Annotated in this window: 24 protein-coding genes and 1 rRNA gene; 12 read left to right on the forward strand and 13 right to left on the reverse strand. The window is 51.5% G+C overall.

From position 1 onward, the window contains the following. Positions 1-12 precede the first annotated feature (12 nt). Genes fabY through yihX form a run of 4 tightly spaced genes read right to left on the reverse strand, consistent with a single transcriptional unit; the run spans position 13 to position 2,907 of the window. Positions 13-954 (reverse strand): fatty acid biosynthesis protein FabY, encoded by a 942-nt coding sequence (gene fabY, locus AC0TNG_RS01545; protein ID WP_023309755.1) that lies wholly within the window; start codon positions 952-954, stop codon positions 13-15. A 44-nt stretch (positions 955-998) separates the two neighbouring features. After that, positions 999-1,436 (reverse strand): D-aminoacyl-tRNA deacylase, encoded by a 438-nt coding sequence (dtd, locus tag AC0TNG_RS01550; RefSeq protein ID WP_008501836.1) that lies wholly within the window; start codon positions 1,434-1,436, stop codon positions 999-1,001. Beyond that, complete coding sequence (locus AC0TNG_RS01555) at positions 1,433-2,314, reverse strand: virulence factor BrkB family protein (RefSeq protein WP_061716286.1); 882 nt, start codon at positions 2,312-2,314, stop codon at positions 1,433-1,435. Before AC0TNG_RS01555 ends, dtd begins: the two co-directional genes overlap by 4 nt. Next, positions 2,308-2,907 (reverse strand): glucose-1-phosphatase, encoded by a 600-nt coding sequence (gene yihX, locus AC0TNG_RS01560; RefSeq protein ID WP_090420827.1) that lies wholly within the window; start codon positions 2,905-2,907, stop codon positions 2,308-2,310. Before yihX ends, AC0TNG_RS01555 begins: the two co-directional genes overlap by 7 nt. 406 nt (positions 2,908-3,313) lie before the next feature. On the opposite strand from yihX, the gene AC0TNG_RS01565 reads away from it, so the two are divergent. From AC0TNG_RS01565 to AC0TNG_RS01580, 4 genes are all read left to right on the forward strand, one after another. Next, entirely contained in the window at positions 3,314-4,090 is a 777-nt protein-coding gene (locus AC0TNG_RS01565; protein WP_267215801.1) for a hypothetical protein, read from the forward strand. A 2-nt stretch (positions 4,091-4,092) separates the two neighbouring features. Then, entirely contained in the window at positions 4,093-4,377 is a 285-nt protein-coding gene (locus AC0TNG_RS01570) for a hypothetical protein (protein ID WP_023309759.1), read from the forward strand. 68 nt (positions 4,378-4,445) lie between these two features. After that, positions 4,446-5,720: an HlyD family secretion protein gene (locus AC0TNG_RS01575; RefSeq protein ID WP_473712434.1), complete on the forward strand. Its 1,275-nt coding sequence runs from the start codon at positions 4,446-4,448 to the stop codon at positions 5,718-5,720. Next, on the forward strand, positions 5,713-7,830 hold the full coding sequence (locus AC0TNG_RS01580) for a peptidase domain-containing ABC transporter (RefSeq protein WP_090420824.1): 2,118 nt from the start codon (positions 5,713-5,715) through the stop codon (positions 7,828-7,830). Before AC0TNG_RS01575 ends, AC0TNG_RS01580 begins: the two co-directional genes overlap by 8 nt. A 155-nt stretch (positions 7,831-7,985) precedes the next feature. Here AC0TNG_RS01580 and typA read toward each other — a convergent pair whose 3' ends face one another. After that, positions 7,986-9,809 (reverse strand): ribosome-dependent GTPase TypA, encoded by a 1,824-nt coding sequence (gene typA / locus AC0TNG_RS01585; RefSeq protein ID WP_023331638.1) that lies wholly within the window; start codon positions 9,807-9,809, stop codon positions 7,986-7,988. Positions 9,810-10,187: 378 nt separating this feature from the next. On the opposite strand from typA, the gene glnA reads away from it, so the two are divergent. From glnA to AC0TNG_RS01605, 4 genes are all read left to right on the forward strand, one after another. Continuing rightward, the gene (gene glnA, locus AC0TNG_RS01590; RefSeq protein WP_024909217.1) at positions 10,188-11,597 is read left to right on the forward strand and encodes a glutamate--ammonia ligase; all 1,410 of its coding nucleotides are present in this window, start codon (positions 10,188-10,190) and stop codon (positions 11,595-11,597) included. Positions 11,598-11,766: 169 nt separating this feature from the next. Then, the gene (gene glnL / locus AC0TNG_RS01595) at positions 11,767-12,816 is read left to right on the forward strand and encodes a nitrogen regulation protein NR(II) (protein WP_023333897.1); all 1,050 of its coding nucleotides are present in this window, start codon (positions 11,767-11,769) and stop codon (positions 12,814-12,816) included. Positions 12,817-12,827: 11 nt separating this feature from the next. Then, complete coding sequence (glnG, locus tag AC0TNG_RS01600) at positions 12,828-14,240, forward strand: nitrogen regulation protein NR(I) (RefSeq protein WP_463727418.1); 1,413 nt, start codon at positions 12,828-12,830, stop codon at positions 14,238-14,240. 110 nt (positions 14,241-14,350) lie between these two features. Next, complete coding sequence (locus AC0TNG_RS01605; protein WP_023333898.1) at positions 14,351-14,461, forward strand: YshB family small membrane protein; 111 nt, start codon at positions 14,351-14,353, stop codon at positions 14,459-14,461. 66 nt (positions 14,462-14,527) lie between these two features. On the opposite strand, the gene hemN is transcribed toward AC0TNG_RS01605, so the two are convergent. Together hemN and yihI are read right to left on the reverse strand one after the other, a co-directional pair. Continuing rightward, a complete protein-coding gene (hemN, locus tag AC0TNG_RS01610) occupies positions 14,528-15,901 on the reverse strand; it encodes an oxygen-independent coproporphyrinogen III oxidase (RefSeq protein WP_048989735.1) in 1,374 nt (457 codons plus the stop codon). Positions 15,902-16,089: 188 nt separating this feature from the next. Next, positions 16,090-16,605 carry a Der GTPase-activating protein YihI gene (gene yihI / locus AC0TNG_RS01615; protein ID WP_014885763.1) on the reverse strand — a complete coding sequence of 172 codons (516 nt, stop codon included), beginning with the start codon at positions 16,603-16,605 and terminating at the stop codon, positions 16,090-16,092. A 577-nt stretch (positions 16,606-17,182) separates the two neighbouring features. On the opposite strand from yihI, the gene yihA reads away from it, so the two are divergent. Beyond that, positions 17,183-17,812, forward strand: a complete 630-nt coding sequence (yihA, locus tag AC0TNG_RS01620) for a ribosome biogenesis GTP-binding protein YihA/YsxC (RefSeq protein WP_023309768.1) — start codon at positions 17,183-17,185, stop codon at positions 17,810-17,812. A 97-nt stretch (positions 17,813-17,909) separates the two neighbouring features. Here the strand turns inward: yihA and spfP are convergent, their stop codons facing one another. Together spfP and polA are read right to left on the reverse strand one after the other, a co-directional pair. Beyond that, the gene (gene spfP, locus AC0TNG_RS01625; protein WP_071892919.1) at positions 17,910-17,957 is read right to left on the reverse strand and encodes a small protein SpfP; all 48 of its coding nucleotides are present in this window, start codon (positions 17,955-17,957) and stop codon (positions 17,910-17,912) included. A 166-nt stretch (positions 17,958-18,123) separates the two neighbouring features. Beyond that, positions 18,124-20,916 (reverse strand): DNA polymerase I, encoded by a 2,793-nt coding sequence (polA, locus tag AC0TNG_RS01630; protein WP_473712433.1) that lies wholly within the window; start codon positions 20,914-20,916, stop codon positions 18,124-18,126. Between the two features lie 440 nt (positions 20,917-21,356). Between polA and AC0TNG_RS01635 the strand changes: the two genes are divergently transcribed. Next, positions 21,357-22,265 carry an acyltransferase gene (locus tag AC0TNG_RS01635; RefSeq protein ID WP_024909221.1) on the forward strand — a complete coding sequence of 303 codons (909 nt, stop codon included), beginning with the start codon at positions 21,357-21,359 and terminating at the stop codon, positions 22,263-22,265. 23 nt (positions 22,266-22,288) lie between these two features. On the opposite strand, the gene dsbA is transcribed toward AC0TNG_RS01635, so the two are convergent. The 3 genes from dsbA to AC0TNG_RS01650 form a co-directional block, all read right to left on the reverse strand. Further along, the gene (dsbA, locus tag AC0TNG_RS01640; protein ID WP_045285687.1) at positions 22,289-22,912 is read right to left on the reverse strand and encodes a thiol:disulfide interchange protein DsbA; all 624 of its coding nucleotides are present in this window, start codon (positions 22,910-22,912) and stop codon (positions 22,289-22,291) included. A 27-nt stretch (positions 22,913-22,939) separates the two neighbouring features. Next, positions 22,940-23,926 carry a serine/threonine protein kinase gene (locus tag AC0TNG_RS01645; protein ID WP_024909223.1) on the reverse strand — a complete coding sequence of 329 codons (987 nt, stop codon included), beginning with the start codon at positions 23,924-23,926 and terminating at the stop codon, positions 22,940-22,942. Between the two features lie 75 nt (positions 23,927-24,001). Then, positions 24,002-24,271: a YihD family protein gene (locus tag AC0TNG_RS01650; RefSeq protein WP_008501866.1), complete on the reverse strand. Its 270-nt coding sequence runs from the start codon at positions 24,269-24,271 to the stop codon at positions 24,002-24,004. 68 nt (positions 24,272-24,339) lie between these two features. Here AC0TNG_RS01650 and mobA point away from each other — a divergent pair, with 68 nt between their 5' ends. Both mobA and mobB read left to right on the forward strand, forming a co-directional pair. Beyond that, entirely contained in the window at positions 24,340-24,924 is a 585-nt protein-coding gene (gene mobA / locus AC0TNG_RS01655) for a molybdenum cofactor guanylyltransferase MobA (protein WP_473712432.1), read from the forward strand. Then, positions 24,921-25,424, forward strand: coding sequence for a molybdopterin-guanine dinucleotide biosynthesis protein MobB (gene mobB / locus AC0TNG_RS01660; RefSeq protein ID WP_248273411.1), 504 nt, complete (start codon positions 24,921-24,923; stop codon positions 25,422-25,424). Before mobA ends, mobB begins: the two co-directional genes overlap by 4 nt. 98 nt (positions 25,425-25,522) lie before the next feature. Here the strand turns inward: mobB and rrf are convergent. Beyond that, a 5S ribosomal RNA gene (gene rrf, locus AC0TNG_RS01665) occupies positions 25,523-25,614 on the reverse strand; the annotation flags it as partial.

Raw genomic sequence — 25,614 nt, forward strand, 5'->3', positions numbered from 1 at the left:
GTGAACAGGAGATTACTCCTCCTCGTTCCCACCCTCTTCATACGCGCCGAAGGGCTTCGCCGGAAGAACGATATAGGTGCCTTCAAACACCGCGCCCGGTGTTTTATCGCCAAACAGTTCAACCTGCATTTGGACGCGAGCCTTGCGGCCACGTGCCAGACGGTCCAGATCGCCGCCCAGTGACCCCAGATCGGCCACCGCGCTCGGCTTGCCGCTGATCGGTGCACTATAGCGGATGTGAGCATCGGCCAGAATGATGGTGCCGCCCAGATGGCGCTCGCGCAGCATCAGCCAGATCAGTCCCCAGCCGGTGAGCGTGGCCAGTGAGAACAGGCTGCCGGCAAACAGCGTGTGGTGCGGGTTCTGATTGCCGGTTTCCGGCATGGTGGTAATAAATTTTTGTCCGGTGTACTGCTGTATGCGCACGCCCATTTTTTCACTGAGCGGAATGTGCTGATACCAGGCCTGCTGGAGCTGTCCGCACCAGTCGGCGCGATGCAGAATATCGTCCAGCGTGGCGATGGGTTTGATCATCAAAAAATGACGAATCGGCGTGGTTTGCGGGGTCGTGATTTCCCCCTGATTCACAAAACCGAGTTTAGCGAAGAACTCAACGGCATCTTCGCGGGCGCTACAGGTGACGCGCTTAACGCCTTCCTGACGGGCGACGGATTCCAGGGTCATCGCCATTAGCGTACCCAGACCTTTGTCCTGCACGGAGGGATGAACCGCCATAAAGCGAATAGACGCTTCGTTATCGGCGTTGATATACAAACGCCCGACGGCGACGAGGTTACCCTCTTCGTCCATCACCATCTGATGGTGGGCCATCGCGTCCCAGGCGTCGCGTTCAGAGCCTTTTGGCTGATGCAGTGGCTTGCGCAGCATTTCCCAGCGGAACTGGTAATAAGCGTCTAACTCTTCTTCCGTTTGCGGTACTCGAAGGTGATACATAGCTGTACTCTCTCTTGTTACCCGCGGCCATGCCGTAAGTATGCTCATACCTGGAGCCAGAATGTGACGGGGCCATCGTTCACCAGCGACACCTGCATATCTGCAGCGAATCGTCCGGTTTGCGTATTCATTTCCTGCTGGCGACAACGCTCAACAAAGTACTCGTAAAGTGCTTCTGCACGATCCGGCGCGGCGCCTTTAGAGAAACTCGGGCGCATGCCGCGCTCGGTATCCGCTGCCAGCGTAAACTGGGAAACCACCAGCACGCTGCCGCCTGCCTGCTGAACGTTCAGGTTCATCTTGCCTTCCGCATCGCTGAAAATACGGTAGCCCAGCACGCGCTCACATAAGCGGTTGGCTTTTTGTTCGTCGTCATCCTTTTCGACACCTAACAACACCAAAAGTCCTGGGCCAATTTCACCCGTCACCTCTCCCTCCACGGTGACGCTGGCACGGGTTACGCGCTGTATCAATGCAATCATGGTTGGTCTGCTTCTTGTTGTTTTTCAGCTGCTGCTGCTTTTTTAAGTTCGCGGTATACACCGAGAGTGACAGTTATTTCGGCACCAAGCAAGACGATACACCAGGTCCAGTAGACCCAGACAAATAAAATGGGGATCACCGCCAGCACGCCATAAATCAGCTGATAGGACGGAAACATGGTGATGTAGAGGGCAAACCCTTTCTTACCGAGCTCAAAGAGCAACGCCGCCACCAGCGCCCCCACGACAGCATCACGGTTAGGCACGCGCGTGGTCGGTACGACGCTATAGAGCAGCCAGAACGAGAGCCACGACAGGATCAACGGAAAGATGCGAAGCGCATTATCAATTACGCCGTTTAACTCACTCGCCCAGCGCAAGGAGAGAAGATACGAACTGATCGCCAGGCTCGCCCCGGCCAGCAGCGGCCCCAGCGTGAGGATCATCCAGTATACGGCAAAGGAATAGACCTTTGGCCGCGCTTTTTTACTCCGCCAGATCGTGTTCAGCGCGTTATCAATGGCATACATCAACAACAGCGCCGTGACGATAAGACCGCACGCCCCCACTGCCGTCATCTTGCTGGAATTGGCAACAAACTGCTCAATGTAGTTCTGGATGACATCCCCGGTTGCAGGAATGAAATTCGCGAAGACAAAATGACGAAGCTGCAGGCTGACGTCCGCAAACATCGGAAAGGCGGAAAACAGGGCAAAAATGACCGCCACCAGCGGCACTAATGAGAGCAACGACACGTAGGCGAGGTTACCCGCCAGCGTGGTCATGTTGTCCTCATCAATGCGGTGCCAGAGCAGTTTCAGCCATGCCCTCAGCGGGCGAGTATGATGCGTGGCTTTTTGATGAACGGTTTTTAGCATAGCTGCTTCGCAAAGTAGTTTGGTATCGTCTCTTTTCCGGTCACCAGAATTGACGTTATACCTAACTGGTTAGCTCCCTCTATATTATCGGCGTTGTCGTCGAAAAAGACCGCATCGGCCGCGGTGAATCCCTCTGACTGCAGAACAGCCTGATAAATTCGCGCTTCAGGCTTACGCATCCCCATCTCCTGCGAAAGATAGATCTTGTCGGCCGCCGCCTTAACTTCAGGGTATTCCTCAGGCCAGAACGTCGTGTGCAGACGGTTGGTATTGGACAACACAACGACCCGATGGCCCTGCTCGCGAAGCTTATGCATTATGTCGATCACTTCAGGCCGGATGGCGACAAATACTGCCTGCCAGCCGTGTGAAAACTGCTCGTAGCTCAACGGTAGATCCATCTCCTGACAGAAACGTTCAGCGAATTCTTCATCACCGATCTCGCCGCGTTCATGCTGATGGAAGGTCTCGCCCATCGCGAAATTCTGCTTCAGTGTCGCCAGCGGAACGCGGCTAAAGTCGCTCCACGCACCCAGCACGCGATTAAAATCGATATCGACGATTACGTTTCCTAAATCAAAGATATAAAGCATGGTTATCTCCTGCTCGCCGTGGAGAGGTAACTGTAGCGGGAAAGATAAAGTTTGGCTATGCACGAGATTCAGCTGAGAGGGAGCAGTATGAAGAACAAAAATTTAGCCCGGGAAGATGATATTGGCTTTCGGGCGATAGGCTGGGATGAGTTTTATTTAAGTGCGTTTTTGCGAAGATATACGTTTTAGTTCATTTTGCAAAAAATTATAGAAAAACGCTTCCATAAGCTTTTTCTCATCACCATATTCCCCCAGTTTTTTCCATGGCAATCCCATTTCTCGCGGCTTTGCGAGAAATTGCAACAAGTTTACTTTACTTAAATTTACATTTAGATACAAATAGTCTATTTATCTTCTTTTTTATAATGCTAAGTTTACATTACTTTACACATGGAGCTGCACTTTCGTGAAGATTAAAAAGGGATACGTCCTCAGTGCCGTATTAATAGCAATACTCTGCGCATTCGCTATTTATTCATACAATGCCTACCAATTTAAAAAAGCCAGCAGAGATATTTTATATCAACTCTCTAGCCAATTAATTGTGAAGCAAGGGCTTGAACCAAAATCTTCAACCCACCTCGTTTTTGATACGTTATATATCGACGGAAACATATCCAAAGATGATGACAAAATCATTGTGGGACTTATCAAAAAAAACCTTATCCCTGTCAGAACAATATCGATAAACAGTGGTGGCGGCGATGTCGAAACTGCAATCAATATAGCACGAATTATTCATGATAAAGAAATTAACATTGAGGTCAGGCGATTATGCCTTTCTTCCTGTGCTAACTATCTTTTCCCAGCGGCAAAAAACAAAATCATCAACTATGGTTCGATTATTGGTTTCCATGGGTCGCCTAATTCTGATGACAATAAGTTAACAACTACGGTTAACGGAGAAATCAATACAGACACAACGATAACAGATCGCATTTTCTCAGAAATAAGAAAAACGGATAAAGCATTCTACAAAGATATAAATGTGTCATGGATGATGCCACTTTGCGGGCAAAAAGAAAATATTGGTGATCCAGACACAGGTCTGTCGACGTACAGCGAAAAGGATTTTACGCGTTTTGGCGTAAAAAACATTTCATTCACGGATGGTGAAATGGTATGGAAAAAGTCTATGGATATTATGGGTATACCTTTTGCTCACTATTGCAAGGAAAATTAATAATGCGTGAACTCAATGAAAGTGAATTAAGTAACGTCAGCGGTGCAGGAATGTGGGGTTCTATCGGTAGTGCGATTGGTGGGATGTTCGGTGGTGGTAGCGCTGGTTGTAATGGCAGCTATTCTCACACCAGCACCACTAACAAAGATGGTTCTCACTCTGAAAGCACATCCTTTAGCGGTGGTTGCTCGGTTAACGTTGGTGGTAAAAGCGGTGGTTCATCAAAAGGTAATGGTGGTTCGAAAAGTGGCGGTGGCCGCCAGGGTAATGATCACGGTAGACATTAATTCCTGAACCATTATAACTCATAGCCGCTGATATTTGGCGGCTATTTCCACCCCGCAGGAGGCCAGATATGTTTCGCAAGGAAGCTATTGAATATCAGAGTACCCGGTGGGAAGGGAAAGCCGTTCTTCTGCCGGGCATCCCTTTTGCTTTTATTATATTGCTCAGCATTTTTTTTATTGCTTCCATTTCTATTTTTATTACCAAAGGTTCCTACACCCGTCGCGTCATCGTTCACGGTGAAATAACCACTTTCCCTGGCTCGGTGAATATCTCTGCATCAATGCAGGGTACAGTCGTGCAGAGTTTTGTTAATGAAGGCGATCGCGTAAAAAAAGGTGACGCCCTCTTTCTCATTCATTCAGGTGTATCGACGCAATCAGGCCTGGTTGATGAGAATAAAAAAAAGGAGATCGCGCTACAGATAAAGAATATCAGCGTAATGATGGCAAATTTGAACTCTTCGAAAAACCGTACGCTCAACGCGCTGACGACTCAAAAAGATCATTATCAGTCCAGTTTTAATACCTCATCTGGGCTACTGGTGCAGGCTGAGCGGGAACTGCATCAGATTGAGAAGAACGTTAACGATTACCGTGGTTATCAGGAAAAAGGTCTGGTCACCAAAGACCAGATGAGCAGTCAAAACGCACTACTCTATCAACAGCAGAGCAATGTTTCTGACCTGGTCGCCAGAAAATCACAGGACCAGGTTCAGATCGATGCGCTCAATCAGCAAATCCAGTCCCAGAGCGCTGATTATGACCAACAGATTTACCAGCTTGAGCAAAAAATATACGAACTGCAAAAAGAAAAGTTAAATACAGAAGCGGAAGGTAATTATGTCATCGTGGCAACAGCCGATGGCTTAATCGACTCCATCAATACGGCGCAAGGTAAGATGATCGGCGCAGGCGATGTACTGGCGCGAGTTCAGCAGAATATCCATTCTCCATGCTATCTCGAAACCTGGGTTCCGGATGAAGTTCTTCCTTATCTGGCGATTGGCCAGCGCGTTAATGTTAGTTACGACGCCTTTCCTTATGAAAAATTTGGTCAGTTCAGGGCATCAATATCAGCAATATCCAGGCTTCCGGCATCGAAGCCAGAACTCCTGTCAAAGCAGACCATCGCACATGAATTCTATGACGATAAAAAGTCCTGGTACAAAATCATGATCAAACCTGACCTACAGTCTGTGCAAGTTCATGGAAAACAACTCTCACTGAGCCAGGGAGCCAAAGCGCAGATTTCTCTTTTCCTTGAAAAGAGACATATCTATGAGTGGTTATTATCGCCATTTTACGAAATGAAAATGAGCGTAACGGACGCAGGTAATGAATAATCTTTATACACTTGAGACGCTGCTGCGCAAGTTGGATCTGAAAATATTTAAACGCATCCCAGTTGTCTTTCAAACCGAAGCGTCCGAATGTGGCCTGGCCTGTCTTTCAATGATATGCAGTTTTTATGGCAAGCAGGTGGATCTACTGCAACTCCGGCAACAATTCAATTTGTCATCACGTGGGGTCAACCTCAATGCGATAAAAGCAATTGCCAGTGAACTGGAGATGTCGTCACGCGCATTGTCCGTGGACCTTCAGGAATTACATGACGTGCGTAAGCCCTGCATATTGCATTGGGATTTTAACCATTTTGTCGTACTGATTAAGGTCGATAAGAACAGCGCGGTGATCCACGACCCTGCGTTTGGACGACGGGTGATTAGCATGCCCGAATTGTCCCAACATTTTACTGGTGTTGTGCTTGAGGTATGGCCGGGAACCACTTTCTCAGTTCAAAAGAAGCAAAACAGGTTAAAAGCGACCACGTTATTAAAGAATATCAATGGACTGATAACTTCACTGACGAAGGTATTTTTCTTATCGCTGGTGATTGAGTTGATCAGCCTGCTAATGCCAGTGGGGACACAATTAGTCACGGATAATGTGATTGCATCCGGAGATTACGGTTTACTTAATATCATCTGTCTTGGGTTGTTTATTCTGATTCTGTTACGTTTGACGGTCAGTGTCATACGCTCCTGGACCACGCTGATACTGGGAACACTCATCGACGTCCAGTGGAGTTTTAGCCTCTTTTCTCACCTTATTAAGCTACCGACCACCTATTTTGAAAGACGCAAACTGGGGGACATTCAGTCTCGCTTCCACTCGCTTGATGTTATACGGGCCACTTTTACCACAGGTTTGACTGGTAGCATTATTGATACGCTAATGCTCATGGGTTTGCTGGTAATGATGTTTTTATACAACCTGCAGCTCAGCATGATAGTGGTCTCTTTTACCGCAATATACACCTTCATTCGGTTTGCTACCTATCGATACTATCGCCAGCTATCCGAAGAAGAGTTAATCAAGGAAGCACGCCTTAATTCTTATTTTATGGAAACCCTGTACGGTATCGCGACGATTAAGATTCAGGGGATGACTGACCTGAGAATCAATAACTGGTTTAATCTTTTTTCAGATAAGGTCAATACAGGCATTCGTTTGACGCGAATGGATCTTTTCTTTGGTGGCGTCGTCTCTTTTATCGCCGCCTGCGACCAAATTGTTATCCTGTGGGTTAGCGGCAGGCTGATGATGGATAGTCATTTAACCATCGGTATGTTTATCGCATTTAACACCTTCAGGAGTCAGTTCTATGACCGAATAAATGCCCTGATCAACTTTATCATTCAGCTGAAGATCATCAACTTACACAATGAACGCGTTGCCGATATTGCGCTGCAGGAAGCATCTTCTTCAACGGCCACCAGCCCGCTGCGTTTACCACACGGAGCCTTAACGCTCGAAACTCAGGATCTGACTTACCGTTATGATAACCATGCGGACCCTATCTTCAGCAAACTGAATCTGACCATTCATGCCGGAGAGAGTATTGCTATTACGGGCGTATCGGGTTCAGGTAAAAGCACCTTGATGAAAGTGTTGTGCGGTTTATTCGAACCGTCGAACGGCTGCGTCCGAATTAATGGCATTGATATTAAGCAACTTGGTTTCGAGCATTATGCTGAACGCATTGCCTGTATCATGCAGGAAGATAAGCTGTTTTCAGGCTCAATCAAAGAGAATATCGCCGGTTTTCGGCCTGACATTGACGAGCAGTGGATGGTGCAATGCGCTATCGCAAGCCATATTCATAATGACATTTTAAAGCTACCAATGGGTTACGAGACACTGATTGGTGAACTTGGGGAAGGGTTGTCCGGCGGTCAAAAACAGCGGATTTATATTGCCCGGGCATTATACCGCAAACCGGGTATCTTATTCATGGACGAGGCGACCAGCCACCTTGATAAAACCAGTGAAAGTCAGGTCAATCAGTCTATACAGGAGATGAACATCACCAGGATTATTATCGCGCATCGCGAAACCACGATTTCATCGGCAGATCGGGTGTTCGTGATAAATGGAGCAGAGTTACCCTAATCCGTGAATTTCGCAGGAAAGAGATAGCTTCGGGACATAACGCCCCAGGTAATGAAGAATTCTGGCGATCATCGAATAAAAAAGCCGCAGAGAGATCAGCGGCTTTTTAGTTGCCGGGTGGCGCTCACGCTTACCCGGCCTACGGATTGACCGTATTAGTCTTCTTTCGCACCGCGCATAGCACGTTTACGATCGTTCTCGGTCAGGTGACGTTTACGGATACGAATTGACTGTGGAGTCACTTCTACCAGTTCGTCATCATCGATGAATTCCAGAGCCTGCTCCAGAGTCATCTTGATCGGTGGAACCAGAACCGTTGCTTCGTCAGTACCGGACGCACGCATGTTGGTCAGTTTCTTACCGGTCAGGCAGTTTACGGTCAGGTCGTTAGAACGACTGTGAATACCGATGATCTGGCCTTCATAAACTTCAGCACCGTGACCCAGGAACAGCTTACCGCGATCCTGCAGACCGAACAGCGCAAACGCAACCGCTTTACCCTGACCGTTGGAGATCAGCACGCCGTTGTTACGCTGGCCCACTTCGCCCGGACGAACGTCGTCGTAGTGGCTGAAGGTGGAGTACAGCAGACCGGTACCGGAGGTCATGGTCATGAACTCTGAACGGAAGCCGATCAGGCCACGGCTTGGGATCACGTAGTCGAGACGTACGCGGCCTTTGCCATCTGGATTCATGTTTTTCAGGTCGCCTTTACGCTCACCCAGAGCCTGCATCACAGAACCCTGGTGCTGCTCTTCAACGTCCAGCGTCACGTTTTCGAACGGCTCTTGTTTACGGCCGTCGATTTCGCGGAAGATTACTTTCGGACGGGAAACCGCCATTTCGAAACCTTCACGACGCATGTTTTCGATCAGAACAGACAGGTGCAGCTCACCACGACCCGAAACGCGGAATGCATCAGCGTCTTCGGTTTCTTCAACGCGCAGCGCAACGTTGTGCACCAGCTCTTTGTTCAGGCGGTCAAGGATCTGACGAGAGGTAACGAACTTACCTTCTTTACCACAGAACGGAGAGGTGTTGACGTTGAAGAACATGGATACGGTTGGTTCATCAACGGACAGGGCTGGCAGCGCTTCGACGTTCTGCGGATCGCAGATGGTGTCGGAGATGTTCAGTTCACCCAGACCGGTGATAGCGATAATGTCGCCCGCTTCAGCGATGTCGCTCTCGATACGCTCAAGACCCAGGTGAGTCAGTACTTTACCAACTTTACCGTTACGGGTTTTGCCTTCGCTATCGATGATAGTAACCTGCTGGTTAGGCTTCACTTTACCGCGCTTGATACGACCAATGCCGATTACGCCAACGTAGTTGTTGTAGTCGAGCTGAGAGATCTGCATCTGCAGGGTACCGTCGAGATCGACGTTTGGCGCAGGAACACGGTCAACAATCGCCTGATACAGCGGGGTCATGTCTTCAGCCATGTCTTCGTGGTCCAGACCTGCGATACCGTTCAGCGCAGAGGCGTAAACGATAGGGAAGTCCAGCTGCTCGTCGGTCGCGTCGAGGTTAACGAACAGGTCGAAGACCTGGTCAACAACCCAGTCAGGACGCGCGCCAGGGCGGTCAACTTTGTTGATAACAACGATTGGCTTCAGACCATGGGCAAAAGCTTTTTTGGTCACGAAGCGCGTCTGTGGCATTGGGCCATCCATTGCGTCAACGACCAGCAGAACGGAGTCTACCATGGACATTACACGTTCAACTTCACCACCGAAGTCGGCGTGCCCTGGGGTATCAACGATGTTGATACGGTAGTCATTCCATTTAATCGCGGTGTTTTTCGCGAGGATGGTAATCCCACGCTCTTTCTCCAAATCGTTGGAGTCCATCACGCGTTCTTGGGTTTCGGCACGCGCATCAAACGTACCGGATTGCTGCAGCAGCTTGTCAACCAGGGTAGTTTTACCATGGTCTACGTGCGCGATGATGGCGATGTTACGCAAATTTTCGATCACAACTTTGCCTCAGGCATTTAGAAATAGCGCGTTATTGTACACGGATTAATCGCACTACAAAACAGGATCACAAACATCCCCCGCAAACAAGTCATGCAGGGATGCTTTGTGATCGCTTTCACGGAGCGGTAAAAGGGCTCTTTAACGTAAATTGCACCAATATGGTGCTCAATGTTCACATTGAAGCACTATACTGGTGCAACAAATCCATCGTGGTGCAGCCCTTTTGCACTATGGTGCGCATGATAACGCCTTTTTGGGGTGTTTTAAAAGTTGGCACAGATTTCGCTTTATAAAAAATACATGGCACCAGCCAGTACAAACAGAAATTGAAGACCTCGTTACCACGACGACAATGACCAATCTGGAGAGTTAAGTATGTCCGCTGAACACGTTTTGACGATGCTGAACGAACATGAAGTGAAGTTTGTTGATCTGCGCTTCACCGATACCAAAGGTAAAGAACAGCACGTCACAATCCCTGCTCATCAGGTGAACGCCGAATTCTTCGAAGAAGGCAAAATGTTTGACGGCTCCTCCATTGGTGGCTGGAAAGGCATTAACGAATCCGACATGGTTCTGATGCCGGACGCGACCACTGCGCTCATTGACCCGTTCTTCGAAGAACCAACCCTGATCATCCGTTGCGACATCCTCGAGCCAGGCACGCTGCAGGGCTACGACCGTGACCCACGTTCTATCGCAAAACGTGCTGAAGAGTACCTGCGTTCTACCGGCATCGCAGACACCGTTCTGTTCGGACCAGAGCCAGAGTTCTTCCTGTTTGACGACATCCGTTTCGGCGCTTCAATTTCTGGTTCCCACGTGGCTATCGATGACATCGAAGGTGCATGGAACTCTTCCACCAAATACGAAGGTGGTAACAAAGGTCACCGTCCTGGCGTGAAAGGCGGTTACTTCCCGGTTCCTCCGGTCGATTCTTCACAGGACATCCGTTCTACCATGTGTATGATCATGGAAGAGATGGGCCTGGTTGTTGAAGCGCACCACCACGAAGTGGCGACTGCTGGCCAGAACGAAATCGCTACCCGCTTTAACACCATGACCAAGAAAGCGGATGAGATTCAGATTTACAAATACGTTGTGCACAACGTTGCGCACCGTTTCGGTAAAACCGCGACCTTCATGCCAAAACCAATGTTTGGCGATAACGGTTCCGGTATGCACTGCCACATGTCTCTGTCCAAGAACGGTACCAACCTGTTCTCTGGCGACAAATATGCCGGTCTGTCCGAGCAGGCGCTGCACTACATCGGTGGTGTTATCAAACACGCTAAAGCGATCAACGCCCTGGCGAACCCAACCACTAACTCCTACAAGCGTCTGGTCCCGGGCTACGAAGCGCCAGTGATGCTGGCCTACTCTGCACGTAACCGTTCTGCTTCTATCCGTATTCCGGTGGTGGCGTCTCCTAAAGCACGTCGTATCGAAGTGCGCTTCCCGGATCCAGCGGCTAACCCATACCTGTGCTTCGCAGCACTGCTGATGGCCGGTCTGGACGGTATTAAGAATAAGATCCACCCGGGCGAAGCGATGGACAAAAACCTGTACGACCTGCCGCCAGAAGAAGCGAAAGAGATCCCACAGGTTGCTGGCTCTCTGGAAGAAGCCCTGCAGGCGCTGGACGCAGACCGCGAGTTCCTGACTGCGGGTGGTGTGTTCACTGATGAAGCGATTGACGCTTACATCGCCCTGCGTATTGAAGAGAACGACCGTGTGCGTATGACGCCACACCCGGTTGAGTTCGAGCTGTACTACAGCGTTTAATAAAGTTGTTTTACCCGGCGTGACAAGCGCCGGGGGTAGTTGCCGTGGAAACTTTTAGCCCATCTCCGGATGGGCTTTTTTCTCCACCAACAACCTGATCTCACGCGCTATTTACGCCGAAAACGCTATACTGCACTAAAACAGTGCAACAACTCCAGGAGACTGCTGAATGGCAACTGGCACGCTGCCCGATGCTGGGCAGATCCTCAATTCTTTGATTAACAGCATTTTGCTGGTCGATGACGAGCTGGCCGTTCATTACGCCAACCCGGCGGCGCAGCAGCTGCTCGCCCAAAGCGCACGTAAACTGTTCGGCACCCCGCTTCCTGAACTCCTGAGCTATTTTTCGCTGAATATTGGCCTGATGCAGGAAAGTTTGCAGGCTGGCCAGGGGTTTACCGATAACGAAGTGACGCTGGTGATCGACGGGCGCTCGCACATTCTGTCGCTGACCGCGCAGCGTCTTCCCGATGGGATGATCCTGCTGGAAATGGCGCCGATGGATAATCAGCGTCGACTGAGCCAGGAGCAGCTTCAGCATGCGCAGCAAATTGCCGCCCGTGACCTGGTACGCGGTCTGGCGCATGAAATCAAAAACCCGTTGGGTGGATTACGCGGCGCGGCGCAGCTTCTGACCAAGGCACTCCCCGATCCCGCGCTGGCGGAGTACACCAACGTCATCATTGAGCAGGCGGACCGTCTGCGAAATCTGGTAGACCGTCTTCTTGGTCCGCAGCAGCCGGGAATGCACGTCACTGAAAGCATCCATAAAGTGGCTGAACGGGTGGTGAAGCTCGTCTCAATGGAGCTGCCGGAGAACGTCACGCTGGTACGTGATTACGACCCAAGCCTGCCGGAACTGGCCCATGATCCGGACCAGATTGAGCAGGTCCTGTTGAATATTGTGCGTAATGCCCTGCAGGCGCTGGGGCCTGAAGGGGGGGAGATTATTTTACGCACCCGCACCGCCTTCCAGCTCACGTTACACGGCGTGCGCTACCGGCTGGCGGCCCGAATCGACGTTGAGGATAACGGGCCCGGCATTCCATCGCATCTGCAGGATACCCTGTTCTACCCGATGGTAAGCGGTCGCGAAGGCGGAACCGGCCTGGGCTTATCCATTGCCCGCAGTTTGATCGATCAACACTCCGGGAAAATTGAATTTACCAGTTGGCCGGGACATACCGAGTTTTCGGTTTTCCTGCCGATTAAAAAATAAAGGTGACGTTTATGCAACGAGGGATAGTCTGGGTAGTCGATGACGATAGCTCCATCCGTTGGGTGCTTGAACGCGCGCTCACAGGGGCAGGATTAAGCTGCACGACGTTTGAGAGCGGCAACGAAGTGCTCGATGCACTCACCACCAAAACGCCGGATGTTCTGCTTTCGGATATTCGTATGCCGGGCATGGACGGGCTGGCGCTGTTAAAGCAGATAAAACAACGCCACCCTATGCTTCCGGTCATCATAATGACCGCGCACTCCGATCTGGATGCCGCAGTGAGCGCCTATCAGCAAGGGGCGTTCGATTACCTGCCCAAACCGTTTGATATTGACGAAGCGGTGGCGCTGGTTGAGCGCGCGATTAGCCATTATCAGGAGCAGCAACAGCCGCGCCACGCACCCGATTTTGGGCCAACGACAGACATCATCGGCGAAGCGCCGGCGATGCAGGACGTGTTTCGCATTATCGGTCGTCTGTCCCGCTCGTCCATCAGCGTCTTGATTAACGGCGAATCGGGAACCGGTAAAGAGCTTGTGGCGCATGCATTGCATCGCCACAGCCCGCGGGCAAAAGCGCCGTTTATCGCTTTGAATATGGCGGCGATCCCGAAGGATTTGATTGAGTCCGAACTGTTCGGCCATGAAAAAGGGGCATTTACCGGCGCTAATACCATTCGTCAGGGGCGTTTCGAACAGGCTGACGGTGGCACGCTGTTCCTGGACGAAATTGGCGATATGCCGCTGGATGTCCAGACCCGCCTGCTGCGCGTGCTGGCCGACGGACAGTTTTACCGCGTGGGCGGCTATGCGCCGGTGAAGGTAGACGTGCGCATTATTGCCGCGACCCACCAGAACCTGGAGCAACGCGTGCAGGAAGGAAAATTCCGCGAGGATTTATTCCATCGCCTGAACGTCATTCGCGTTCATCTGCCGCCGCTGCGTGAGCGTCGGGAAGATATTCCCCGCCTGGCGCGTCATTTTCTGCAGGTGGCCGCCCGCGAGCTGGGTGTGGAAGCCAAGCAGCTTCACCCGGAAACCGATGCCGCTCTGACGCGTCTGGCGTGGCCGGGCAACGTGCGTCAGTTGGAAAACACCTGCCGTTGGTTAACCGTGATGGCCGCCGGGCAGGAAGTGCTGATTCAGGATTTACCCGCTGAGCTGTTTGAAGCGACCGCGCCTGAAAGCACTACCGGGCACGCGCTGCCGGACAGCTGGGCGACGCTGCTGGCGCAGTGGGCCGACCGCGCGTTGCGTTCCGGTCATCAAAACCTGCTGTCTGAAGCTCAGCCAGAGATGGAGCGTACGCTGTTAACTACCGCGCTTCGTCATACGCAGGGTCACAAGCAGGAAGCCGCTCGCCTGTTGGGATGGGGACGTAATACCCTGACGCGCAAGCTTAAAGAGCTGGGAATGGAGTGATCGTCCCCGTAGTGTAAAGGTTATTAATTGAGCGCAAATCGCCGTTATTTTGCGCTTTACTGTTCCGATGAGTTTTGTATGATCGTGCCCGGAAATTGGGGGTGAACATCATGCTGGAAACAATCGTGAATATGCTCTCTAGCGGAGCCGCTGAAAGCCACACGCCACAAACCGCCGTTGCGGCTATGTTGTGTGCGGCGCTGGTTGGGCTGTTTAGCTAGCGGGGTTGAACGTAAAAGCCGGGTGGCGGCTTCGCCTTACCCGGCCTACGTTTGCGCTTTTGCGGCTTAAATCACCCGCGAGAACTGCTGCAGTCGCGCTTTCTGACGCAGATACGCGTCGAAGCACATGCAGATATTACGGATCAACAGACGCCCTTTCGGCGTGACCTCAATCGCGCTCTCCGACACATCCACCAGCCCGTCTTTCGCCAGCGGCGCCAGAAGCTTCAGGTCTTCTGCGAAATAATCACTGAAGTTCAGCTCCCACTGCGCTTCCACGTCGCTGAAATCGAGACGGAAGTTGCAGATAAGCGCCTTAATCACATCGCGACGGACACAGTCATCGCGCGTTAATGCAATGCCGCGCCACAGCGCGTTGCCCGTCTCATCAACCTGCTGGTAATACAGCTTCAGTTCTTTCTGGTTTTGCGCGTAGCAGTCGCCAATCATGCTGATGGCGGAGACGCCCATTCCCAGCAAATCGGTATCGCCCTGGGTCGTGTAGCCCTGGAAGTTGCGGTGCAGGACCCCTTCGCGCTGAGCTACCGCCAGTTCGTCATCCGGACGGGCAAAGTGATCCATCCCGATAAACTGATAGCCGGTTTCGGTCAGCGAGGTGATCGTTTCCTGCAGGATATCCAGCTTCTGCTGGGCAGAAGGCAGATCGGCATCTTTGATTTTGCGCTGGGCAGCAAACAGCGTCGGCAGATGCGCGTAGTTAAAGACGCTCAGGCGGTCCGGGTTGAGTTCGGCCACGCGCTTCAGGGTGAAGGCGAAGCTTTCCGGCGTTTGCTTTGGCAGGCCGTAAATCAGGTCAATATTGGTTGAGGTGAAGCCAATCTCACGCGCGTGATTGAGTAAGGCAAAGATAAATTCTTCGTCCTGCTCGCGATTCACCAGACGCTGAACCTCTTTATTGAAATCCTGCACGCCCATGCTCAGACGATTGAAGCCTTCGGCGCGTAAGTGATCCAGTACATCCAGCTCAATTTCACGCGGATCGACTTCGATCGAGATTTCAGCGTCAGCGTTAAAACTGAAATTGCCGCGCAGCAGGGTCATCAGGCGGCTTATTTGCGCTTTATTTAGATAGGTTGGCGTGCCGCCGCCCCAGTGAAGCTGACTGACGTGACGACCAGCAAACAGCGGCGCGCGATGCACAATTTCTTGTTCGAGCGCATCAAGGTACTGGTCGGCTTTATGCTGCTGACGGGTCACGATTTTATTGCAGCCGCAGAAGTAACACAGCTTATGGCAGAACGGAATATGGACGTAGAGAGACAGCGGACGCTCAGGATAGCGCGCGACAGCCTGCTGGAAATCACGCTCTCCGAAGGCATCGGAGAACTCCAGCGCGGTGGGGTATGACGTATAACGCGGCCCGGAATAGTTATATTTCTGGATTAGGGCCAAATCCCAGTCGATAGTTGGTGCTGACATGCTCACTCCTTCCGTTGGTGTCGCGTTCGTATACGGCGGCCCGTTCTGGCCCCATCGCGGGCCATCACTCGGGTGCGCAGCCACTTCTGTCGCCGCGACAACCGCCGTAGTTTAACGAATAACCACACCAGATAACATATAACCGGAAGGGTTATAAGCAGGACTATCGTGCCTGCCGGGTGCAAATGTTAGTTTCCACCCTTCAGAAGACGCATCATATCTTCCTGCTTTTCGTCTTCTTCTTCGTCGTCTTCGTCATCGTAAGACAGGCCCAGCTTCTGCATCAGCTCGTCGATGCGATCCAGTTTGGCATCCACCCATGACTGCTCTTCGGCGGTCAGGGTTTCACCCTCTTCAAGACGTTCCAGCAGCGCGTCCAGGCGCTCATCGTTCTCCAGCAAATCCAGCTCAGCCTGCGGTGAAAGCATAGGTTTCTCGCTCTTTGGTTTGTGCTGCTTAGTGACCGGGGTGTCTGTCACGCCCAGTGGAATGGGAGTTTTACTGCCGATACGAGGATCTTTCTGCTGTTTGCCTTTTGCAGAAGCGCCCGCTGCACCACCACCGTTGGCACGGCTACCCGCAGCATGACCGCGATGTTTTTTGTCGCGTTTGCGATCGCGCGCTTCCTGGTTCAGTTCTTCGCGCGTTTTGCGGCGTGCTTTTGCAGGGCGTTTCGCGCCCGCAGCGGAGGTTGGTTTTTTCATGATGTTTTATCTTTAAGTCGTTTTCTTCAGTATAGAATTGCGGCGAAATCTAGCAGAAAGCAAGCAAAGAAAAAAGGCGACAGAGCAATCTGTCGCCTTTTTTCCTGACTCACAACCCTTAGCGGGTCAGACATTCCGTGTTTGCCAACAACAAACCCTGTTTATCCCTTGGCTAATACCGTCCGTGATACGGTTCCCTTTCCTGTTTAAACGCCTCCAGGCGCTGGTCATCCTGACAATCCTGCGTCTTCGCCTCCTGGCGCTCCTGACCCTAATCCTTAAGTCGATATCCTGTTGGCTTCCTCGCCCTGACGCACACTTTACCTTGTTCCGTTAAACTAACAAGCAACGAAACGGTACAAAAAGGGATTTTCAGACAATTACCCGGAAATAAGATTATGATTTAAAACAGTTTGGCTTTTTTGACGCCTGCGAATTCTCTGAAATCTCCCATAGCATCTCTGGCCGATCTCTCACACCGGTTGGGGCATTCGCCTACAAGTCCTGGCAATCAGAAAAGCCTTTTGCCTGCATTCAGGTATAATCCCCCTCAGATTACGATTTTGGAGACGACCACGTGACTACCTGGAACTACCAACAGACGCATTTTGTCACCAGTGCGCCCGATATTCGCCACCTCCCTTCTGATACCGGTATTGAAGTGGCCTTTGCTGGCCGCTCCAATGCGGGGAAGTCCAGCGCCCTGAATACGCTGACCAATCAGAAGAGCCTGGCGCGTACCTCAAAAACACCTGGCCGTACCCAGCTCATCAACCTGTTTGAAGTCGCAGAGGGCAAACGCCTGGTCGACTTACCGGGCTACGGTTACGCGCAGGTACCGGAAGAGATGAAAATCAAGTGGCAGCGTGCGCTGGGGGAATACCTGGAAAAACGCCTGTGCCTGAAAGGTCTGGTGGTGCTGATGGATATTCGCCATCCCCTGAAAGATCTGGATCAGCAGATGATCGACTGGGCTGTGGCAAGCGATATCGCCGTGCTGGTGCTGCTGACGAAAGCCGATAAGCTGGCAAGCGGCGCGCGCAAAGCGCAGGTGAATATGGTTCGCGAAGCGGTGCTGGCGTTCAACGGTGACGTGCAGGTTGAGCCGTTCTCCTCGCTGAAAAAGCAGGGTGTGGACAAGCTGCGTCAGAAGCTCGACACCTGGTTTAGCGAGCTGGAACCCGCGACGGAAGCGGAAGAAGAGTAATACCGAGCGCGGCCATGGCCGCGTTTTTTTTGCCTGAATTTTTCTTTGCCGCAATAAAAAACGCCCCAGTCATTACTGACTGGGGCGGCTAAAATATTCAGCCAAATCCGATTACGTGAAGTAAAAGGTCTGAAAGATAGAACATCTTACCTCTGTACCCTACGCCGATAACTCTACCCCTTTTTGTGCTGCAGAAAAAGCACTTTTTGTAGTTTTTTTTCATTCTTTACATAGGGAATTCTAATGATCGTCACAAAACGCGCGTTGTTATGTTGCAAACTTACATAAAAGGCGCGTTATGCGAAGAACCGTTAGTGAGCCTGATCCCAGTTTTCACCACTTCCCACTTCCACCAGCAACGGCACGTCAAGCGTCATGCTGCTTTCCATCAGTTCGTGGATCTTCTTCGACACGGCGTCGAGGTCGTCTTTGTGCACTTCAAATACCAGTTCATCGTGTACCTGCATGATCATTTTCACGCGAGGCTTCTCTTTTTCCAGCCAGGCATCAACGGCGATCATTGCACGCTTAATAATGTCCGCCGCGGTACCCTGCATCGGGGCGTTGATCGCCGCACGCTCTGCGCCAGCGCGACGTGCCGCGTTGCTGGATTTGATGTCAGGTAAATAGAGACGGCGACCATCAAGGGTTTCGACATAACCTTTCTCCTTCGCCTGCGCGCGGGTGCGTTCCATATATTCCAGCACCCCCGGATAACGCTCGAAGTAGAGATCCATATACTTCTGCGACTCTTTACGCGGAATGTTGAGCTGGCGCGAAAGCCCGAATGCACTCATGCCGTAAATCAGACCGAAGTTGATCGCCTTAGCGCTGCGGCGCTGTTCGTTGGTCACGCTGTCCAGCGGCAAACCGAAGACTTCTGCCGCGGTTGCCCGGTGGATATCCTTCCCTTCGGCAAATGCGCTCAACAGGCCTTTGTCACGGGACAGGTGCGCCATAATGCGCAGTTCGATTTGCGAGTAGTCCGCCGAGACAATCAGATAATCCTCTGGAGCGATGAAAGCCTGGCGAATACGACGGCCTTCTTCGTTACGTACCGGGATGTTCTGCAGGTTGGGATCGGTAGACGAGAGTCGACCGGTCGCCGCGACAGCCTGATGGTATGAGGTATGCACGCGGCCCGTTTTCGGGTTGATCATCAGCGGGAGCTTATCAGTGTAGGTAGACTTCAGCTTCGCGAGACCACGGTACTCCAGAATCACTTTCGGCAGCGGATAATCCAGCGCCAGCTCTTCCAGCACCTCTTCAGAGGTTGACGGCGCGCCGCCAGGGGTTTTCTTCAGAGGCTTGATGCCCTGCTTTTCAAACAGGATGGTTTGCAGCTGCTTCGGTGAAGAGAGGTTAAACGGCTCGCCTGCAAGCTCATGCGCTTTTTGCTCCAGCTCGGTCAGGCGCTGCGCCAGCTCCCCGGAGTGGTTATGCAGCACCGTTGGGTCTATTTTCACGCCGTTACGTTCAATGCGTGACAGCACGGGCACCAGCGGCATCTCGATATGCTGGAACACGTTCAGCGGACCTTCGTGCTTCTGCAGTTTTGGCCACATCTTCAGGTGCAGCTGCAGCGTGACGTCAGCGTCTTCCGCCGCGTAGCGTCCTGCCTCTTCGAGAGCAATCTGGTTAAAGGTGAGCTGATTTTTCCCTTTGCCGGCAATCTCTTCAAACGTAATGGTTTTGTGCTTGAGCCAGCGGTCAGATAAGGAATCCATATCATGGCGACCCGCGACGCTGTCCAGAATGTAGGATTCGAGCATGGTGTCGAAGGCGATCCCGCGCAGTTCAATGCCGTAGTTTTGCAGAATGCCGCGGTCGTACTTGAGGTTTTGCCCAACCTTAAGCGCCTTTTCGTCTTCCAGGATCGGCTTCAGCAGCTCAAGCACGCGTTCACGGGAGAGCTGCTCCGGCGCATCCAGGTAATCGTGCGCAACGGGAACATAGGCCGCATAACCAGGCTCTGTCGCAAATGACAGGCCTACCATATTGGCAGAAATGTTATCGAGACTGTCCGTTTCGGTGTCAAAGGCGAAGACCGGCGCTTTTTTCAGTTTCTCGATCCAGGCGATCAGCTGCGATTCTTCAAGAAGGGTTTCGTAGTTGTCGAAGGTAAGCACCACGGCTTCTTCTTCCGCCTGCTCTTCTGCGTCAACGACAATCGTCTCCTTCGGCTTTGCAGCAGGTTTCGCCCCTTTTGCCTGCAGCCACTTGCCGGCTTCCACGTCAGTGATCCAGCGCTTAAATTCGTATTTCTTAAACAGGCTCAGCAGATCGTCAGCGGAAGGCTGTTGCACTTCCAGCTGCTCACAGCCCAGCTCCAGTTCGACATCGGTTTTGATGGTTGCCAGCTTATAAGAGAGATAAGCCACCTCTTTGTTCTCTTCCAGCTTCCCGGCCATGGTTTTTGCACCACGGAAGGAGAGCCCGGCGATTTTGTCTGATTCGGCGTAGAGCGTATCCAGCCCGCCCAGCCCCTGAAGCAGCGCCTGCGCGGTTTTCTCACCGACGCCGGGAACACCAGGGATGTTATCCGAGGAGTCGCCCATCAACGCGAGGAAGTCGATAATCAGCTCAGGCGGCACGCCATACTTAGTGACCACTTCTTCTGGCCCCAAAATGGTGTTGGTCATGGTGTTAATCAGGGTGATACCTGGCGTTACCAGCTGCGCCATATCTTTATCACCGGTGCTGATCAGCACAGGACGCCCCATTTTTTCTGCTTCACGCGCCAGCGTGCCGATGACGTCATCGGCTTCAACGCCGGAGACGGCTAGCAGCGGCAGCCCCATCGCTTTTACCATGGCGTGCAGCGGCTCAATCTGCGCACGCAGATCGTCAGGCATTGGCGGACGGTGGGATTTGTAATGCTCAAACAGCTCATCGCGGAAGGTTTTACCTTTCGCATCAAAGACGACGGCCGCATGGGTTGGCTGATACTGAAGGATCAGGCTGCGCAGCATGTTCAGCACGCCATACATTGCGCCGGTGGGTTCCCCTGCGCTATTGGTCAGAGGAGGAAACGCATGGTATGCCCGATACAGGTAAGAAGAGCCATCGACGAGAATAAGAGGGTTTTCTGGGATCTGAACCATAATGTCCGTGCCTTTAATCAATTTATGGGTAAAGGATGCCACAGAAGGATGAAAACATCAGTTATTAGCGCCAGATACAGGAAAAGATTTTGCGATCGTGAGGATCGCTCGCAAAAATCAAACTGTGGATAAGTTTGTGTATATTTTCACTTCATATGAATAACAGACGCAAAAAACACATATGAGGTAATATTTAGATCTTAATTATCATGCTGTTATGTTGTCAGATCTTATCTATATGGCCAACTGATGGCAATTTAGTCTATGTGGATATAAGCCTTGATTCGCGCAGAACCCCAGAGAAATCTGCTGCGCCAGGGTAAAAGCCGCCAAATCATCATGTGAAAGCGCCATTCATTTGTCTGTTTTCTGGTAAAATCAGCGCCCAGCGTCGACTAGTCGGTCGCTCACTTACAGCTAACTATTTAAAAAAGCTCATCATGTCGAGATTGCTCGCTGCAATAACATTACTGCTAAGCATCATTTTAACTATTCTGGTGACGATCGCCTGTTCCGTGCCGATCATTCTCGCCGGGATCATTAAACTGCTGCTGCCTGTACCCGTGGTGTGGCGAGCCGTGTCCGCATTTTGTAACTTCATGATGTATTGCTGGTGCGAAGGGCTGGCGATCCTGTTGTGCCTTAACCCGCATCTGAAGTGGGATGTCAAAGGGCTGGAGAGTCTCAACAAAAAGAACTGGTACCTGCTGATCTGCAATCACCACAGCTGGGCGGACATCGTGGTGTTATGCGTGCTTTTTCGCAAACACATCCCGATGAACAAATACTTCCTGAAACAGCAGCTCGCCTGGGTGCCTTTTATCGGGCTGGCCTGCTGGGCGCTCGATATGCCGTTTATGAAACGCTATTCGCGCAGCTATTTGATTCGTCATCCGGAACGTCGCGGTAAGGATGTGGAGACCACGCGCCGTTCCTGTGAAAAGTTTCGTGCACATCCTACGACCATCGTGAACTTTGTTGAAGGTTCCCGGTTTACGGAAGAGAAGCGCCAGCAAACTCGCTCTCCTTATCAGCATCTCTTGCCGCCGAAAGCGGCGGGGATTGCGATGGCGCTTAACGTGCTGGGAGCACAGTTCGATAAACTTCTTAACGTCACGCTCTGCTATCCGGAAAACGACAGGACGCCGTTCTTCGATATGCTCAGCGGCAAACTGACGCGCATTGTCGTGCACGTCGACCTGGTTCCGATTGACGCTGAACTGCACGGTGATTACGTAAACGATAAGAACTTCAAACGTCGTTTCCAGCAGTGGCTTAATACGCTCTGGAAAGAGAAAGACGAACAGATAGACAAGATAAAATCTTCATACAAAAACGCCGGTCAGTGACCGGCGTTTTTACATCAACGAAATTACTTCTTCTCAACCAGGTATTTCACGGTATCTGCATACTGCTGTACGAAAATATCCATGCTGCTGGTGTCCATGCCCTGCATGTTCAGCTGGTATTTGCCGTTAACAAACATCGCCGGAACGCCCTGAAGCTGGAGATCAGCAGCCGCTTTTTCCTGCTGGGCAACCAGTGATTTCACCACGAAGCTGTTCCATGCGGCATCGTACTCTTCACCTTTCACGCCCGCATCAACGAACACTTTACGGATATCCGCAGTGGTCTGAACGGTCTGGGTTTTCTGTACGGCTTCAAACATTGGCGAAGTGATCTTATCTTCCACGCCCAGTGCCATCGCCACCGCCCATGCCTGAGTCAGGTCTTTACCCAATGGGCCCAGGAACTCAACGTGGTACTTGGTCATTTTGGTGCCTTCCGGCAGCTTTTTCTTCACGTTGTCAGAAACATGCAGCACCTGCTCGAACTGATAGCAGTGTGGGCAATAGAACGAGAAGAACTCCAGAACCTGTGGCTCGCCAGCGACCGGCTTGTCCAGCGTGATGTACTGTTTGCCGTCGGTAAACTGCGCAGCAGAAGCGCTAAATGCCAGAATCATACCTGCCAGCGCCAGCCAAATTTTTTTCATGATTAACTCTCTCCTGGGTGTGTCCAATTAATACATCGGCGTTAATTGCAGAGGGGGCTCCTGAAGAACCTTAACCTGCTCAGTAAATGTTGATATCTGGCTACGCCAGTAATCCTCTCCGGTAAGCCACGGGAAATTTCGGGGAAATGCCGGATCGTCCCAACGCCTGATTAACCATGCGAGATAATAAACAAAACGCATCGCACGTAAAGGCTCAATCAGGGCAATTTCGTCTGAATTAAACGGGCTAAATTCTTCATAAGCTTCAATAATGGTTTCAAGCTGCATGCGTTGCTCGGCTTTGTCGCCATTGAGCAGCATCCACAGGTCCTGAACCGCTGGCCCCATACGCGCATCATCGAGATCGACAAACAGCGGGCCATCACGCCAGAGAATATTCCCGGCGTGACAATCGCCATGCAGGCGCAGAACGGAAATATCATCGCGCCAGCAGGTTTTCACTGCAGCAATAAGCTTATCGGTGGCGTTGAGGAAATCATCCTTTAGCGCAGCGGGGATCATTGCAGACGTTTCGAATAGTTCGCGCGGTTCAAGGAGGTATTCCTGAATCCCCATCGTTGGACGGGCAATAAAGGCTTTTTTGCGTCCCGTCTGGTGGATACGCCCAAGATAGCGGGCAACCCATTCCATCTGATCGATATTATCCGCTTCAAACTGACGACCACCCAGGCTTGGGAATACTGCGTAGTAATACCCTTCGTGCGTGAGGAGCGTTTGGTTATTGAATTTTAGCGGTGCGGCAACGGGAACATCGTCATCCAGCAGATCGTGAGCAAACTGATGCTCTTCCTGAATTTGTTCTGCGGACCAACGTTCAGGACGATAGAACTTTACGACGAAGCGCTGACGATCCTCGTCCTGAAATTGATAGACGCGGTTTTCGTAGCTGTTTAATGGGGTTAGCCCGGAATCCACCCGAATACCCTGTTCAAACAGGGCATCCATAATGGTGTCCGGGTGTAATGTCTGGAAAGTAAAAGCCTGGTCGTTCATCCGATCATCCGGAAATTATACGAATGATTCAGGATATCATCTTGTGGCGATTTCGGTGCCGCCGCTTACAAGCTTTTACTCTTTAATTACGCCTCGGGCGCGCAATAATGCGGTCTTAAAATCTTCCTCATAATCTTTCTGAATACCAGGAATAACAGCATCTTTGGCGGAGTCGCGCATTTTAAGGTGGTAGATCAGGATGTCGTCAGAAAGGTCTGCCAGATCGCCGTCAAAACCTGACTCTTTCGCCAGTTTCTGTAAAAATTGCATCAGATTTAGCTCTGGCTCTTTTTGCCAGGCGGGCTGGAGGAGTTCAATAACTTCATTCAGACGTTTACATTTCATGGTGGTGCTCCTTTCATTTAGAGTGACACGTTAGCAGGGTCAATCCCACAATAAAAGAGGCGATATTCGTGAATGTTAGCCAGGAAATCATCGGGGTCGTTCTGGCAGGCGGCAGAGCAACGCGAATGGGCGGTAAAGATAAGGGGCTTCAGCTTCTTAATGGAAAACCCTTGTGGCAGCATGTCGCCGATACGCTCGCCGGCCAGGTGACGGCAATGACCATCAGCGCGAACAGGCATATCGACACTTACCGGCGCAGCGGATACGCCGTTTATCAGGATAGCCTTGAGAATTACCCGGGCCCGCTGGCCGGTATGCTTTCGGTCATGCAACAGTCGCACGGAGAGTGGTTTATCTTCTGCCCTTGCGATACGCCGTTTATTCCCTCCGGTCTCGTCGAGCGTCTGCTCCTGCTTCGTGGTACAGCACCTGTGGTTTGGGTACATGACGGCGAGCGTGACCATCCTGCTATCGCGTTGATGCATCGTTCGCTAGCGCCTGCTCTGCAGAGCTATCTGGCTGCGGGAGAGCGCAGGGTGATGGTCTTCATGCGTGAGTCTGGCGGCCATTCCGTTGATTTTAGCGATGTGAAATCAGCGTTTGTGAACGTGAACACGCATGAAGATTTGCAGATGATGCAGGAGAAAAAATGATACCTCTTTTAGCCATTTCCGCATGGAGTGGGACCGGGAAAACCACGCTGCTGAAAAAGCTGATACCCGCGCTGTGTGCCAGAGGCCTTCGTCCTGGATTGATTAAGCATAGTCATCACAACATGGATATCGATACGCCAGGAAAAGACAGCTATGAGCTGCGTAAGGCCGGAGCAGCACAAACGATGGTAGCAAGTCCTCAGCGCTGGGCGTTAATGACAGAAACGCCGGACGAGGCGCCGCTGGATCTCGCTTATCTGGTCAGTCGGATGGATCATTCCACCCTGGATCTGGTGCTGATTGAAGGATTTAAGCATGAGGCAGTGCCTAAGATCCTGCTGTTCAGAAACGATGCCGGGCATGATTTCAGCGAGTTAACGCTGGATGAGCATGTGATTGCGGTGGCCAGTGATATGGTATTGCCACTTGAGGTTCCGGTGCTGGACTTAAATGATGTGGATGGGATTGCGGGCTTTATTGTGACGTGGAGTGCGGTCTGACGTGCCGGGTGGCGGCTTTGCCTTACCCGGCCTGCCGTTTTTTTGGCGCATAAACGCAAAAAGGCCATCCTTTCGGATGGCCTCTTCACTTGTTTGATGCCTGGCAGTTCCCTACTCTCACATGGGGAGACCCCACACTACCATCGGCGCTACGGCGTTTCACTTCTGAGTTCGGCATGGGGTCAGGTGG

This window comes from Enterobacter sp. PL_is514, from assembly GCF_055816715.1.